Below are 13,333 nucleotides of genomic sequence, written 5' to 3'. Positions count from 1 at the left end.
CATGCGCTACGCCATCATCGGAGCCGGATTAGCGGGTTTGACCTGCGCCTATGAGATCACCCGCCGCGATCCCCAGGCGGCCGTGGAGGTCTACGAGGCCGCCGATCGCATCGGCGGCAAACTCTTCACCGTGCCCTTTGAAACGGACCCGGTGGACATGGGCGCGGAGGCCTTTGTGGCCAGGGACGCGAGCGCCGTGGAGTTCTTCACGGATCTGGGCCTAGCAGAACACCTGGTGCACCCCTCCCACCTGCGCTCCCTGCTCTACACGGGCGGCGCGGCCGTGGAACTACCACGGGACACCCTCATGGGCATTCCGACTACCTCGGAGGCCGTGGCCCACCTGGTGAGCGCGGACACGGCGCGGCGTATCGACGCCGAGGGCAACGCCACCGCGAACCCGCCGATCCCCTGGTCACCGGGCGCGGAGACCAACGTGGGTGCCCTGGTGCGGGAACGCTACGGCGACGAGGTGGCGGATCGCTGCGTGTCCGCCCTGCTCGGCGGCGTGTACTCCTGCGCCGCCGATGACCTGGGGCTGCGGGCCACCATTCCCGCCCTGGCCGAGGCGATGGACGATCTGGCCCGCACCGGAAAGCCGGTGACGCTATCCGGGGCGGTGGCGGCGGTGCTGGAGCGCCGCCCCGGCGGGACGCTAGACAAGCCGGTCTTTGCCGCCTTTGCCGGCGGATACGCCGAACTCTATGAGACCTTGGCGCAGCGCTGCGCGGAGCGGGGAGCACGGATCTACGTGGACGCCTTCGTGGCCGGGCTCGGCCGCAGCGGGCAGGGATTCAACCTCAAGGGCGCGGGCGAGGGCACCTATGACCGCGTGGTGCTGGCCACCCCCGCCCCCACCACGGCGCTCCTGCTCAGCGGCGTGGCCCCGCAGGCCTCGGCGGCGCTGCGTGGCGTGCGCCTGGCCAGCAGCGCCGTGGTGGGAATGCGCTTTGACACCGCCGAGGGGCTGCCGGAGAACTCCGGGGTGCTGGTGGCCGCCGATGAGCCAGGCCTGCGGGCCAAGGCCTTCACCCTTTCCTCGAAAAAGTGGCCGCACCTGGGCGCGCGCGGCGGCGCGGTGGTGCGCGCGAGCTTCGGCCGCCTGGGACAAGACGATCTGGTGCGCGCGGACGAGGATGACCTGGTGGACTACGCCCTGGACGACCTCCAGGCGATCACCGGCTTTGATGGGCGCGCGGCGGGGCTGAGCGAGATCTTCGTGCAGCGCTGGCTTGGCGGCCTGCCCTGTTATGGGCCGGGGCACCTGGACACGGTGGCGCGGGTGCGCCGCGCCCTGGCCGAGGTCCCGGGCGTGGAGGCGATCGGGGCGTGGGCCGGGGGCGTGGGGGTGCCGGCGGTGATCGGCGACGCCCGCGCGGCGGCCGAGAGGCTGAGTGGGTAGGAATGGGTATGTAAGTGGCATGGGTGGGCTTGCTGTAGATGGAGGAGGGGAACCGCATGAGCAGTATGGCTATGGCTACGGAGGAACTGCTTAAGAACTCGCGGAGTTGGTAGCACAGGGATTATTGCTCAAGGTGTGGAGCGGGCGTGGGCGTGATGATGCGGTTTTGACACCCGAGGGGAAGAAGCCGGAGGGGGCGATGAGTTCCGCGCGGCAGCGCGTCCTGGCCGTGTTTGCTGAGGGGGAGGCGCTTTCCCGGCGGGATGTGGAGGAGAGGTCGGGGTTGTCGCAGGGGACGGTGAGTCGGTATCTCAACGAGTTTATTGAGGAGGGGTTGGTGGAGGGGATCGGCTCCCGGCGTAGTCCTCGCCGGGCGTATTGCCGCCGAGGCTGAGTAGTGTGTTTGGAACTTGGGGTACGTAGGCGTATCTTAACTGGTATTCTGTTCGGCTGATTAAGTTTTGGCGGTTGGCGCTCCGCCGCGGCCCTGTACTAGATTCTATTGCTAGATAGAAAAGGGGAAACTATGCACCTACAACCTCGTGAGCAGGAAAAACTCCTGATCGTGGTGGCCGCGGACCTCGCCAGGCGGCGCCAGGCCAGGGGCCTCAAGCTGAACTACCCCGAGGCGGTGGCCATCATCACCTACGAGCTGATGGAGGGCGCGCGCGATGGGCGCACGGTGGCCGACCTCATGAGCTGGGGCGCGACCATCCTCACCGCCGAGGACGTGATGGAGGGGGTGCCCCAGATGATCGAGGACGTTCAGGTGGAGGCCACCTTCCCCGATGGCACCAAGCTCGTCACCGTCCACCACCCCATCCGATAGGAGGAGGCTGCGATGATTCCCGGGGAATACGTGCTGGTCACAGAGCCCTTGATCTATAACAAGGGTAGCGAGGCCATACGCATCGAGGTGACCAACACCGGCGATCGCCCGGTGCAGGTGGGCTCGCACTATCACTTCGCGGAGACCAACCCTGCGCTAGTCTTTGACCGCGCGGCGGCCACGGGGCGGAGGCTGGATATTCCGGCGGGCACCGCCATGCGCCTGGAACCGGGGGACACCACCACCGTGGCCCTCATCGATCTGGGAGGGCGTCGCATAGCGCGAGGCTTTCGCAACATGTTTAACGGCCCGGTGGACGGCGAGGAGCGGGCATGAGCTTCGAGATGAGCAGGGAGCAGCACGCGGCGCTCTACGGCCCCACGGTGGGAGACATGGTGCGCCTGGGCGATACGGAGTTGTTTGCCCGCGTGGAGCGCGATCTCACCGCCGATGGCGAGGAGGCCGTGTTTGGCGGAGGGAAGATGATCCGCGTGGGTATGGGGCAAAACGGCGAGCACCGCCGCGACGAGGATCCGGACATGCCCGACCTGGTGATTACTAACGCCCTGGTGGTGGACTACACGGGCGTGTACAAGGCGGACGTGGCGGTGCGCGATGGGCACATCTGCGGCATCGGCCACTCGGGCAACCCGGACATGATGGATGACGTGACCATTCCCATCGGGGTATCCACAGATGTGATCGCGGGGGAGGGGAAGATCCTCACCGCCGGGGGTATTGATACTCACATTCACTTCATCAGCCCCGATCAGGTGGAGACGGCGCTGACCTCCGGGATCACCACCATGATCGGCGGCGGCACCGGCCCCTCGGAATCCTCCAAGGCCACCACCATCACCCCCGGCCCGTGGAACATCGCGGCCATGCTGCGTTCCCTGGAGGCCTTCCCCATGAACTTCGGCCTGCTGGGCAAGGGGCACGCCACGCACCCCCGCGCCCTAGCGGAGCAGATCGAGGCCGGGGCCATCGGGTTGAAGGTACACGAGGACTGGGGCGCCACCCCCTCCACCATCGACCTCGCGCTGCGGGTGGCGGACGAATACGACGTCCAGGTGGCCATTCACACCGACACCCTCAACGAGGCGGGCTTTGTGGAATCCACCAAGAAAGCTATCGGCGGTCGCGTGATCCACACCTTCCACACCGAGGGCGCCGGCGGCGGCCACGCGCCGGACATCATCACCCTGGCCGGAGAGCCCAACGTGCTCCCGGCCTCCACCAACCCCACTCTGCCGTACACGCGGAACACGGCGGAGGAACACCTGGACATGCTCATGGTCTGCCACCACCTGCGCCCGGATCTCCCGGAGGACGTGGCCTTTGCGGACTCGCGCATTCGCACGGAGACCATCGCGGCGGAGGACGTGCTGCATGACATGGGCGTGTTCTCCATCACCTCCTCGGACTCGCAGGCGATGGGCCGGGTGGGAGAGACGATCCTGCGCACCTGGCAGGTGGCGGATTCCATGAAGCGCCAGCGCGGCCGCCTCCCGGAGGACGAGGCCTCTGGGGAGCCGGGCGATAACGCGAGGATTCGCCGCTACGTGGCCAAGTACACCATCAACCCGGCGCTGGCCCATGGCATCGCGGATACCGTGGGCTCCGTGGAGGTGGGGAAGTTCGCGGATCTGGTGCTGTGGGAGCCCAAGTTCTTCGGGGCCAAGCCGGACGCCATCATCAAGGGCGGGCAGATCGCCAGCAGCGTGGTGGGCGATCCCAACGCCTCCATTCCCACCCCGCAACCGGCCCTGTACCGCTACGCCTTTGGCGGGTACGGCACTGCGCCGCAGCACAACTCGATTACCTTCCTCTCCCAGGCCGCCGTGGCGGCCGGGGTGCCGCAACGGGTAGGCCTGCGCAAGCAGATCCGCGCCTGCTCGGGGATCCGCACCCTGAGCAAGAAGGATCTCAAGCTCAACGACGCCACCCCGCACCTGACCGTGGACCCGGAAACCTACGAGGTGCGCGTGGACGGGGAACGCATCACCAGCACACCCGCGCGGCGCCTCCCCCTGGCGCAGCGTTACTTTCTCTTCTAAGGAGCAGCCATGATTATCACCTCCATCACGGGCAACCTCCGGGATCGGCCCGGCCTGATTCCTCACGGCGCGCACCGGGAAACGGTGTGGCTCGACGATCAGGCGCGCACCAAGCGCACCCAGCGGCTCACCACCGATCACGGCACCGAGGTGGGCCTGCGCCTGCCCGCGGGCCACCCCGACCTGCGCGACGGCGACGTGCTGCTGAACGACGGGGAACAGGCGATCGTCGTCAAGGCCCAGCCGAGCGACGTCCTGGTGATCGCCCCGCGCGGTATCCGGGAGATGGGCGTGGTGGCGCACTCCCTGGGCAACCGGCACCTGCCCGCGCAGTTCGACGGGGAGAACATGGTGGTGCAGTGGGATCCCACGGTGGTGGACTTCCTGGAACACCGCCGTGTGCCCTATCGCCGTGAGGAACGAGTTATGCCCACGCCCTTCCGCCACGCCGAGCACACCCACTGATGGCGAGCCTGCACGCGCGCCTGGCGCTCATGCAGCTGGCGGACTCCGCCCTCCCCACCGGGGCCTTTAGCCACTCGCTCGGGTTCGAGGGATACATGGACGCGGGCTTGCTCACCGGGCCGGAGGAGTTCGCCGCCTGGCTGGAGATGTTCGTGCGCGCCCAGCTGGCCTCCACCGAGGCCGTGATCGTGCGCGAGGCCTACCGGGCGGAAAACGGACAGGAGGTGCGTGACCTCGATGACCTCGCCACCGCCGCCGCGCTGCCCGCCGAGGTGCGCCGCGCCGGGATCACCATGGGGGTTCGCCTGCTGAGCATCGCGGAGCAGGCGGACCCCGGGCCCTGGTTGAGCCCCTATGCCCGGGCGGTGCGGGAGGGGAAGGCCTACGGGCATCAGTCCGTGGCCTGGGGGTTGGCCTGCCGCCAGCTGGGAATCCCGGAGGAGGAGGCCGTGGCGGCCCACCTGCACGCCACGGTGATCTCCCTGACCCAAAACGCCGTGCGCGGGATACCCCTGGGCCAGGACGCCGGGCAGCGGATCATCGCGCGGGCGCGGCCGTGGGTGGAAGGCGCCACGGCCGCCTCGGCCGGATACGGCCGCGAGGACATCGGGGCCATGCCGCCGGGGCTGGAGATTACCCAGATGAACCACGAGGTGCAGCGCGCCCGCATGTTTATGAGCTAATAAAAGGAGCACAAGAAAGATGGCAGAAACACAGAAGAGTCCCGTGCGCATCGGCGTCGGCGGCCCCGTGGGGGCGGGAAAGACGCAACTGGTGGAAAGGCTCACCCGCGCCCTGGCCGGGGAACTCTCCATGGCGGCGGTGACCAACGATATTTACACCATCGAGGACGCCAAGATCCTGGCCCGCAACAGCGTGCTGGAGCCGGAGCGCATCGTGGGCATCGAGACCGGAGGCTGCCCCCACACCGCGATCCGCGAGGACCCCTCCATGAACGAGGCGGCCGTGCGGGAGTTGCAGGAGAAGTTCCCGGATCTGGATCTGATCTTCATCGAGTCCGGCGGGGATAACCTCTCCGCCACCTTTTCCCCGGAACTGGTGGACTTTTCCATTTACATCATCGACGTGGCCCAGGGGGAGAAGATTCCGCGCAAGGCGGGCCAGGGCATGATTAAGTCTGATCTCTTCCTCATCAACAAGACGGACCTCGCCCCCTACGTGGGCGCGAACCTGGACGTGATGGTGGCCGATGCCCGCGAGTTTCGCCGCGATAAGCCCTTTGCCCTGACCAATCTGCGCACCGACGAGGGCCTTGACACCGTGATTGAGTGGATCAAGCACGACGTTCTCATGCTGGATCTGCGGTAGATGGTGGGGACGGAGGAATACACCGGGGAACTCGATCTGGGCGTGGCCCTGCGCCCGGGCCCCGGCGCTCAGCCGCGCAGCGTGGCCACCCACCAGTATCATCGCGGGGCCCTGAGCGTGCTGCGCCCGCATTACCTTGATGATTCCGGCCAGGCCATGTACACCGTGCTCAACCCCGGCGGGGGATTCCTCGGTGGGGATTCCTACCGCCTGGGGGTGCGGGTGGCGCAGGGGGCGTCATTACTGCTCAGCGGCCAATCCGCCACCAAGGTCTACCGCAGCCCCCAGGGCCCGGCCACCCAGGACATGCGGGTGTGCCTGGCGGAGGGAGCGGTGTTGGAATACGTGCCGGATCAGTTGATCGTGTACCGCGAGGGGCGGTATCGCCAGCGCATGATGGTGACCATGCACCCCGGCTCCTCCCTGCTGCTGACGGACATCGTGACGCCGGGCTGGGCGCCGGACGGCTCCACGTTCGGGTGGCGCGAACTCAGCCTGCGCACCGAGGTGCGGTGCGCGGGGCGCAGACTGGCCGTGGATCACCTGCGGCTTCTCCCCGGCGAGGGGGTGACCGGCCTGGGACACATGGAGGGTTACACCCACGCGGGCACCCTCATGGCGGCGGACCGGGGCTTGAACGCCGAGGTCATGGCGGAGATTGCCGCGCTGGTCTACGCTGAGGGGCACACGCGCAGCGGGATCAGCCGCCTGGTGGAGGCCCCGGGGTTACCCACGGGCTTTGTGGTGCGCTCCCTGGCCCACAGCACCGGGGCCATCCGCGACCTACACCTGGCGCTGGCGGCGCTCCTGCGCGCCCGCCTGCGCGGCCAAGGGCCGATAGAGATGAGGAAATACCAGTGACCAGCCTGCTTGCCTCCCTGTCCCAGATCTACCTCGTGGCTTCCTGGCGGGCGGGACTGGTGATCGCCCTGGCCCTGGCGCTGGTCTCCCCAGCGCTAGCGGCCGGTGCCCTGGGGGGAGCGGCGCTGGGCATCGGCTGCTTCCTCGTGTTTTCCCGGGTACGCCGGCGGTGGGGCGGCGCGGCGCCCTCGGTAACGCTTATCGACGCCCAGCTCTCCCCGCAGGCCCGCGCCGGGCTCCTGGGCTATAACGGGGCGCTCATCGGTGCGCTGGTGATGAGCCGCTGCGGGTGGAGCGTGGCGGCCCTGGGCTGGAGCCTCCTGGGCGTGCTCGGTGGGGTGTCCGTGCACGCGCTGCTGGAACGTTCCCTTGGGCGGTTCCCCGGCAACCTGGGTTCAGGCAACGCGGCGCTGCCCGTACTCACCGCCCCGTTCTGCCTGGTGGGTACAGCGCTGGTGGTGTTGCTCCCGCCGCAGGCGGGCACCCCGGTGCCATGCGTGGCTCCCGGCTGCGCGTTCCTGGGCATTCCGGCGGCCTTTGCCCAGGTGAGCCTGGGCTCCGGGTGGCTCGCGGGGCTGTCGATCTTGGCGGCCCTGGCTAGCGCCGCTCCCAGGGCCGCCGCCTGGGGCGTGGGGGCCGCGGTGCTGACCCTGCCGGTACTGTTCTTGATCCCCGTGGCGGACTTTGCCGGCGGGGCGTGGAGTTACTGCGCGGCCTTGGTGGGAATAGCCCTGGGAGCCACGTTTGCCGGGGAGCCGGATGAGGGGGCGGGTGGCTGGCGTCACCGCGTGATTCCGGTCATCGCCGCCGTGGCGTTTGCCCTGCTGATCCAGGCCGCGTTCCTGTGGGCGGGGTGGCCCGTACTCACGTGGCCCTTCGTGCTCTCTACCTGGGTGGCCTTGGCCGTGGAAGGATTGCGCTATGGCCGATGAGTTAGGGCTTGGTGCCGCCCACCGCCGCGCCCGATTCTGGGCGCTGCTCCTGGCACTCCTGCTGGTAGCGGTGGCGATCCTGGGGCTTCTCCTGGGGTCGGTGACGCTCCCTCCCGCCGCCCTCTACGGGCTTATCACCGGCCAGGACGCCGGTATTCACGCCACCATCGTGGAGCAGGTGCGCCTGCCCAGGGTGATCCTGGGCCTGGCGGTGGGGGCGGGCCTGGGGGCCTGCGGCGCGGCCTTGCAGGCGATGGTGCGCAACGAACTTGCCGATCCCCACCTCCTCGGCATCAGCTCCGGGGCCTCCTGCGGCGCGGCGCTGGCGATCCTGCTGGGCCTGGGCGCGGGCTGGCTTGAGCACGCCCTTCAGGTGATGGCCTTCCTCGGGGCGCTCGCCGCCGGGCTCATGGTGTATCTCACCGCGCGCGCCGCGGGCAGGCTCACGGCCCTGCGCCTGGTGCTCTCCGGGGTGGCGGTGGGCTACGCGCTCTCCGCAGTGACCAGCTTTCTCATCATGGCCGTGGGCAACACCGAGGGCACCCGCTCGGTGATGTTCTGGCTGCTTGGCTCGCTGGGGCTGGCGCAGTGGAACTCCCCGCTGCTCGTGGCGGTGTCCGTCACCGCCGTGACCGTGGTGCTGCTGACGCTTCAGGCCCGGCAGCTCGACGCCCTCGCTATTGGCGACGCCACCGCACACGCCGTGGGCTACACCCCGCAGCGCGTGCGCGCCTGCCTGCTGGTGCTGGTGGCCGCCTGCGTGGGGGTGCTGGTGGCGGCGTCGGGAAGCATCGGCTTCGTGGGCCTGGTGGTTCCGCACCTGGCGCGCCGGGCGGTGGGGGCGGCGCACCGGCACGTGATTCCCATTTCCGCGCTGATGGGCGCGGTGCTGGTGGTGGGCGCGGATATCGCGGCGCGCACCGTGCTTTCGCCCAGGGAGATACCCGTGGGCGTGATGACGGCGTTGATCGGCGCGCCCTTTTTATGGAGCGTGATCCGCAAGGGTCGCGCAGCCTACTAAATAAGGAGAATAACGATGCTTCATCGCAAGACCGCCTCCCGGACGGTGCTCGCCTCAGGACTCGGTGCCGTGCTGCTGGGACTGAGCGCGTGTTCCGCCCAGGACACCGCCGAAAACACCGCGCAGGCACCAGGTACCGAGGGGTACCCGGTGACGGTGCACAACTGCGGCCAGGACGTCACCTTTGACCAAGCCCCGCATAACGCGCTACTGCTCGATAGCGCCCCGGTATCCACGCTGAGTGCCCTGGGGGTGCTGGGCAGCGTGACCGCGCGGGCGGGGGCCTACCCGGAGGAGTACTACTCAACGGAGGCTAACGCCCAGCTGGCCGCCATGCACTCCCTTACCGACCAGGTGGACGGCACCGGCCACATTCAACTGTCCAAGGACGTGGTGCTGGCCCAGGGCGCGGACGCGGTATTTGGGCACCTGGATAACGTGGATCGGGAATCGCTCGACCGCGCCGGAATCCCGGAGGTCATCGAGCCGATCTTCTGCCACTCCCGCACCACCCCGGCCAGCATGGAGGACGTCTACGGGCAGGTGAACCTGTACGGGAAGATATACGGGGTTCCGGGCAAGGCAGAGGAGGTGAACCGATCCCTGCGCGAGCGAGTGGCTACCGCCACCGCCGCGGCCCAGGAGGATCACCGGCCGGATAAACCCACCACCGCGGCCGTGCTCTATCCCACGGTGGGCGGCGGGGCCACCTTTGCCTACGGTGCGCGCTCCATGGCCACGCCGCAACTGGAGGCCGCCGGGCTGAACAACGTCTTTGCGGACATGAGCGAGCGCATCGCGGAAATCAACGTGGAGGAACTCATCCGTCGCGACCCGGACGCCATCGTCTTGCTCTACACCGAGGGTGATCCGCAGCGCGTGCGCCAGGCGCTTGAATCCCTCCCTGGTGCCGATCAACTCACCGCCGTGCGCGAGGGCAACGTGATGGTGCAGCTGATGAACTACACCGAACCCGGCACACCGCAGACCGTAGACGGCCTGGAAAAGATCGTGGCGAGGTTTCATCCGTGATCCGGGCGCGAGGCCTGCGGTTTTCCTACGGCGCGCGCCCGGTGCTGCGCGACGTCTCCCTAGAAACCCACGATGGCGAGGTGCTCGGCATCATCGGCCCCAACGGCAGCGGCAAGAGCACCCTGCTCGGCCTGCTCGGCGGCTCGCTGAGCGCGACCGCCGGGGAGGCGACGGTGGACGGCCTGGCGTTGCCCGATCTGCGCCCCAGGGAGCGCGCCCGTCGCATAGCCACGGTGGCCCAGGAGGCCGAACCCGCACTGGGACTCAGCGCCGCGGAGGTGGTTCTGCTCGGGCGCGCCCCGCACCTGGGGGACTTCCAGCGCCCCGGCGCCGACGACGAACGCCTCGCCGCCGACGCCCTGAGCGAGGTGGGCCTGGCCGGGCAGGCGCGGCGCCGCCTGGCGGAACTCTCCGGGGGCGAGCGGCAGCGCGTGAGCATCGCCCGCGCCCTGGCCGCGCAGGCTCCGCACCTGCTTTTCGACGAGCCCACCAACCACCTCGACGTGCGCTACCAGCACGAAGTGCTGGCGCTGATCCGCCGCAACCCGGCCACCGTGGTGGTCAGCCTGCACGACCTCAACCTGGCGGCGCGGTACTGCGATCGCCTGGTGCTTTTGAGCCGTCGAGAGGTGGTGGCGCAAGGCGCACCGGAGGAGGTGCTGGAACCAGGGGTGATCGGGGAGATTTACGGTCTGCGGGTGCACCGCGTGGCGGCAGGCGGGGCGGTGCAGTTGCTCTTTGAGTTGTAATTTCGGTGTGAACTGGTGTTTTACGGTGCCCTGGGTGGGGTGGTAGGGGCACACTACAAAAAGTTGCAGTGTGGTTTTGCAGTGTTGCGGTCTAGACTGCAACTTTATGAGGTGGACGAGCGAGGATGTGGCGCGAGCATTGGCTGATATGCGGGATTGGGGTGATGATTTCACCCTTATCGAGGCCAAGGCGGCAGCTGGGGGATTGCCGGAGAATCTGCCGGAGACCATCTGCGCCTTTGCCAATATGCCCCAGGGGGGAACGGTGTTCCTGGGAGTGGATCAGCGCACAAATTTTGAGGCCGTGGGGGTATCCGAGCCCCCAGAGATGGTCCAGGGCCTTCTGAGCCAGGCACGCAACATGGAGGCGGGGTATGTGGTGCGTGATGGCGGCCAGGGGAACCGCTCCACCCGCTATCGGCGTATCAAACCTTGATGTCTGCTGCCCTGGCAATGGCTATTCTGGTGCATCGACAGCCCACCTTGACTGTCGCAAACGGCGAGAACCCTCACCACCCGGTGAAGAGTAAGTGAGGGTTCTTGTGAGACTAGCTGAGCGGCCTCATGATCGCTTCTGTGATTAAGCGAGCGATCACGTTGATACTCAGCCGCCTCAGGAACCGTCGCATGGAGTCGCCACTCCAGCGGCGGTTTCTTTCATCTCACCTCCTCCCTAACAGTCGAAGGCGCTACCCCGTCGGGTGCGTGCCTCCGCCAGGTGGTGGAGATGGCCGCACCACCGGGAGGGGCTAGGGCAGCGTTATTCCTGCTCCCAGGCCATCTTTTCCAAGTGGTGCTCCCATCGTGGCTGTAACAGGTATGCCACCTCGGCATGGGGTAGCGATTCTGCGGTATTTCCCCTTACTCGGGGCGCGGGGAACTCCCGGCTGGCTCCGGGTGGTATTCCCTCCCAGGCGGCCTCGAATGTCCTCCCCTGCTCATCGCATGTGTCGGGGCAGCGCACCACCACCTCGTGCAGGATCTCGCCGCTGGTGTTGGTGAGCGTCCACATGCCCCGTCGCCCCGTGGTCAGCTTTACACGATGGTTCTTTGCCGGAAGCAGTTGTGAGGCGTGGGGAATCTCAACGGCAAGGATGCGTCCGTGGGAATCGACGTGACAACGCACCGTCATGTCGGCGGTGGTGGACGCTGCTGCCGAAGAAAGGGAGAGCAAGGCGGTGTCCGTGGCGGCGTCGTAGCGCAGGTGCATGAGGGAAAGGGTATTCGAACACGCACCCGCGGCCCTGTGTCCCGCCCTCCCTCTACAATGGCCCCATGACTGATCTGCCTGCTACCTCTGCTCGTACCCAGGAATCCGCGCGCTGGATGGAGCGCGCCTCGCGGCTGATCTCCGGGGGCGTGAACTCCCCGGTGCGCGCCTTTGGCTCAGTGGGGGGCCAGGCTCGCTTCATTCGGGAGGCCAAGGGCTCGTGCCTGATCGACGTGGACGGAAACGAGTACGTCGATCTGGTGTGTTCCTGGGGGCCCATGCTGATGGGGAACGCGCTGCCCTCCATCGTGGAGGCCGTGCGCGAGGCCACGCTGAACGGTTTGTCGTTCGGCGCGCCGTCGATAGCCGAGGCGGAGTTGGCCCAGGTGATCGTGGAGCGTACCGCCGCCGAGCAGGTGCGCCTGGTGAACTCCGGCACGGAGGCCACGATGTCGGCGGTGCGGTTGGCGCGCGGGTTCACCGGCCGGGCGAAGATCCTGAAGTTCGAGGGGTGCTACCACGGGCACGTGGATGCGCTGCTGGCCTCGGCGGGATCGGGCGTGGCCACCCTGGGCCTGCCGGATTCGCCGGGGGTCACGGGTGCGGCGGCCGCGGATACCATCGTGGTTCCCTATAACGACCTGGAGGCGGTGCGCCGTGCCTTTGCCCAGCACCCCGGCCAGATCGCGGCGATCATCGCGGAGGCGGCGGCGGGCAACATGGGCACGGTGGCCCCGCAGGAGGGATTCAACGCCGCGCTTAAGGAGATCGCCCACGCCGACGGGGCCCTGCTGATCCTCGACGAGGTGATGACCGGCTTCCGCACCTCCTATAACGGCTGGTACGGGGTGGATCGGGTGGCGGGTGATCTGGTGACCTTTGGCAAGGTAGTCTCCGGGGGGTTGCCTGCGGCGGCCTTCGGCGGGCGGCGCGACGTGATGGAGCACCTGGCCCCGCTGGGCCCGGTGTATCAGGCGGGTACCCTCTCGGGGAATCCCGTGGCGGTGGCGGCGGGATTGGCCTCGCTGCGTGCGGCCACGGAGGAGGTCTATGACGCGGTGGGATCGCACGCCAACCGTCTGGCCGCCCTGCTGCACGAGGCGTTGGATCGGGAGGGCGTGGCGCACCATATTCAGCGTGCCTCCTCTATGCTCTCCGTGCGCTTCGCGGAGGGTGAGGGACGTAACTTCCAGGACATGCAGGCGGCGGAGACCTTCCGCTATCCGGCCTTTTTCCACGCGCTGCTGGACGCCGGGGTGTATGCCCCGCCGAGCGTTTTTGAGACGTGGTTTGTGTCCAGCGCGCTCAGCGACGATGATTTTGAGCGGATCGAGCGCGCTTTGGTTCCTGCGGCGAAGGCCGCTGCGGCCGCTTCCGCCGCCACGGCGGGGAACGCCGATCGGTAAGGCCCGGTATGGCACTGGCCCTGCCTGTGCGCTGAGA

General features: G+C 68.0%; 16 protein-coding genes. 15 read left to right on the top strand and 1 reads right to left on the bottom strand.

Annotation, left to right across the window (positions count from 1 at the left end; genetic code table 11):
• Position 1: 1 nt before the first annotated feature.
• From Cocul_RS05810 to Cocul_RS05745, 14 genes are all read left to right on the top strand, one after another.
• The gene (locus tag Cocul_RS05810; RefSeq protein WP_055122341.1) at positions 2-1,402 is read left to right on the top strand and encodes a protoporphyrinogen oxidase; all 1,401 of its coding nucleotides are present in this window, start codon (positions 2-4) and stop codon (positions 1,400-1,402) included.
• A 199-nt stretch (positions 1,403-1,601) separates the two neighbouring features.
• Complete coding sequence (locus tag Cocul_RS05805; RefSeq protein WP_150114390.1) at positions 1,602-1,796, top strand: MarR family transcriptional regulator; 195 nt, start codon at positions 1,602-1,604, stop codon at positions 1,794-1,796.
• A gap of 132 nt (positions 1,797-1,928) precedes the next feature.
• On the top strand, positions 1,929-2,231 hold the full coding sequence (locus Cocul_RS05800; protein ID WP_055122339.1) for an urease subunit gamma: 303 nt from the start codon (positions 1,929-1,931) through the stop codon (positions 2,229-2,231).
• 12 nt (positions 2,232-2,243) lie between these two features.
• Entirely contained in the window at positions 2,244-2,567 is a 324-nt protein-coding gene (locus Cocul_RS05795) for an urease subunit beta (RefSeq protein ID WP_055122338.1), read from the top strand.
• Positions 2,564-4,291, top strand: coding sequence for an urease subunit alpha (gene ureC, locus Cocul_RS05790; protein WP_055122337.1), 1,728 nt, complete (start codon positions 2,564-2,566; stop codon positions 4,289-4,291). Before Cocul_RS05795 ends, ureC begins: the two co-directional genes overlap by 4 nt.
• 9 nt (positions 4,292-4,300) lie before the next feature.
• Complete coding sequence (gene ureE / locus Cocul_RS05785) at positions 4,301-4,756, top strand: urease accessory protein UreE (protein WP_055122336.1); 456 nt, start codon at positions 4,301-4,303, stop codon at positions 4,754-4,756.
• Positions 4,756-5,439, top strand: coding sequence for an urease accessory protein UreF (locus Cocul_RS05780; protein ID WP_055122335.1), 684 nt, complete (start codon positions 4,756-4,758; stop codon positions 5,437-5,439). Before ureE ends, Cocul_RS05780 begins: the two co-directional genes overlap by 1 nt.
• A 19-nt stretch (positions 5,440-5,458) precedes the next feature.
• Complete coding sequence (ureG, locus tag Cocul_RS05775; RefSeq protein WP_055122334.1) at positions 5,459-6,085, top strand: urease accessory protein UreG; 627 nt, start codon at positions 5,459-5,461, stop codon at positions 6,083-6,085.
• On the top strand, positions 6,086-6,946 hold the full coding sequence (locus Cocul_RS05770; protein WP_055122333.1) for an urease accessory protein UreD: 861 nt from the start codon (positions 6,086-6,088) through the stop codon (positions 6,944-6,946).
• The gene (locus Cocul_RS05765) at positions 6,943-7,878 is read left to right on the top strand and encodes an urea transporter (protein ID WP_055122332.1); all 936 of its coding nucleotides are present in this window, start codon (positions 6,943-6,945) and stop codon (positions 7,876-7,878) included. The genes Cocul_RS05770 and Cocul_RS05765 overlap by 4 nt, the downstream gene beginning before the upstream one ends.
• Positions 7,868-8,899, top strand: coding sequence for a FecCD family ABC transporter permease (locus Cocul_RS05760; RefSeq protein WP_055122331.1), 1,032 nt, complete (start codon positions 7,868-7,870; stop codon positions 8,897-8,899). Before Cocul_RS05765 ends, Cocul_RS05760 begins: the two co-directional genes overlap by 11 nt.
• Before the next feature lie 15 nt (positions 8,900-8,914).
• Complete coding sequence (locus Cocul_RS05755; protein WP_055122330.1) at positions 8,915-9,931, top strand: ABC transporter substrate-binding protein; 1,017 nt, start codon at positions 8,915-8,917, stop codon at positions 9,929-9,931.
• Complete coding sequence (locus tag Cocul_RS05750; protein WP_055122329.1) at positions 9,928-10,680, top strand: ABC transporter ATP-binding protein; 753 nt, start codon at positions 9,928-9,930, stop codon at positions 10,678-10,680. The genes Cocul_RS05755 and Cocul_RS05750 overlap by 4 nt, the downstream gene beginning before the upstream one ends.
• 106 nt (positions 10,681-10,786) lie before the next feature.
• Entirely contained in the window at positions 10,787-11,116 is a 330-nt protein-coding gene (locus Cocul_RS05745; protein WP_082422191.1) for an AlbA family DNA-binding domain-containing protein, read from the top strand.
• Positions 11,117-11,440: 324 nt separating this feature from the next.
• Here the strand turns inward: Cocul_RS05745 and Cocul_RS05740 are convergent, their stop codons facing one another.
• Positions 11,441-11,890 carry a DUF2283 domain-containing protein gene (locus tag Cocul_RS05740; protein ID WP_055122327.1) on the bottom strand — a complete coding sequence of 150 codons (450 nt, stop codon included), beginning with the start codon at positions 11,888-11,890 and terminating at the stop codon, positions 11,441-11,443.
• 65 nt (positions 11,891-11,955) lie between these two features.
• Between Cocul_RS05740 and hemL the strand changes: the two genes are divergently transcribed.
• Entirely contained in the window at positions 11,956-13,296 is a 1,341-nt protein-coding gene (hemL, locus tag Cocul_RS05735) for a glutamate-1-semialdehyde 2,1-aminomutase (RefSeq protein ID WP_055122326.1), read from the top strand.
• Positions 13,297-13,333: the final 37 nt, after the last annotated feature.

It is taken from the genome of Corynebacterium oculi, assembly GCF_001412105.1.
Taxonomy (GTDB): domain Bacteria; phylum Actinomycetota; class Actinomycetes; order Mycobacteriales; family Mycobacteriaceae; genus Corynebacterium; species Corynebacterium oculi.
The sequence above is the reverse complement of the archived record's forward strand: the minus strand, read 5'-3'. Positions and strand labels throughout refer to the sequence as shown.

Bases quoted from the DNA above. Each gene is read 5' to 3' on its own strand.
- Cocul_RS05810 (WP_055122341.1), top strand. From the start codon at position 2: ATGCGCTACGCCATCATCGGAGCCGGATTAGCGGGTTTGACCTGCGCC.
- Cocul_RS05805 (WP_150114390.1), top strand. From the start codon at position 1,602: ATGAGTTCCGCGCGGCAGCGCGTCCTGGCCGTGTTTGCTGAGGGGGAG.
- Cocul_RS05800 (WP_055122339.1), top strand. From the start codon at position 1,929: ATGCACCTACAACCTCGTGAGCAGGAAAAACTCCTGATCGTGGTGGCC.
- Cocul_RS05795 (WP_055122338.1), top strand. From the start codon at position 2,244: ATGATTCCCGGGGAATACGTGCTGGTCACAGAGCCCTTGATCTATAAC.
- ureC (WP_055122337.1), top strand. From the start codon at position 2,564: ATGAGCTTCGAGATGAGCAGGGAGCAGCACGCGGCGCTCTACGGCCCC.
- ureE (WP_055122336.1), top strand. From the start codon at position 4,301: ATGATTATCACCTCCATCACGGGCAACCTCCGGGATCGGCCCGGCCTG.
- Cocul_RS05780 (WP_055122335.1), top strand. From the start codon at position 4,756: ATGGCGAGCCTGCACGCGCGCCTGGCGCTCATGCAGCTGGCGGACTCC.
- ureG (WP_055122334.1), top strand. From the start codon at position 5,459: ATGGCAGAAACACAGAAGAGTCCCGTGCGCATCGGCGTCGGCGGCCCC.
- Cocul_RS05770 (WP_055122333.1), top strand. From the start codon at position 6,086: ATGGTGGGGACGGAGGAATACACCGGGGAACTCGATCTGGGCGTGGCC.
- Cocul_RS05760 (WP_055122331.1), top strand. From the start codon at position 7,868: ATGGCCGATGAGTTAGGGCTTGGTGCCGCCCACCGCCGCGCCCGATTC.
- Cocul_RS05755 (WP_055122330.1), top strand. From the start codon at position 8,915: ATGCTTCATCGCAAGACCGCCTCCCGGACGGTGCTCGCCTCAGGACTC.
- Cocul_RS05745 (WP_082422191.1), top strand. From the start codon at position 10,787: ATGAGGTGGACGAGCGAGGATGTGGCGCGAGCATTGGCTGATATGCGG.
- Cocul_RS05740 (WP_055122327.1), bottom strand. From the start codon at position 11,890: ATGCACCTGCGCTACGACGCCGCCACGGACACCGCCTTGCTCTCCCTT.
- hemL (WP_055122326.1), top strand. From the start codon at position 11,956: ATGACTGATCTGCCTGCTACCTCTGCTCGTACCCAGGAATCCGCGCGC.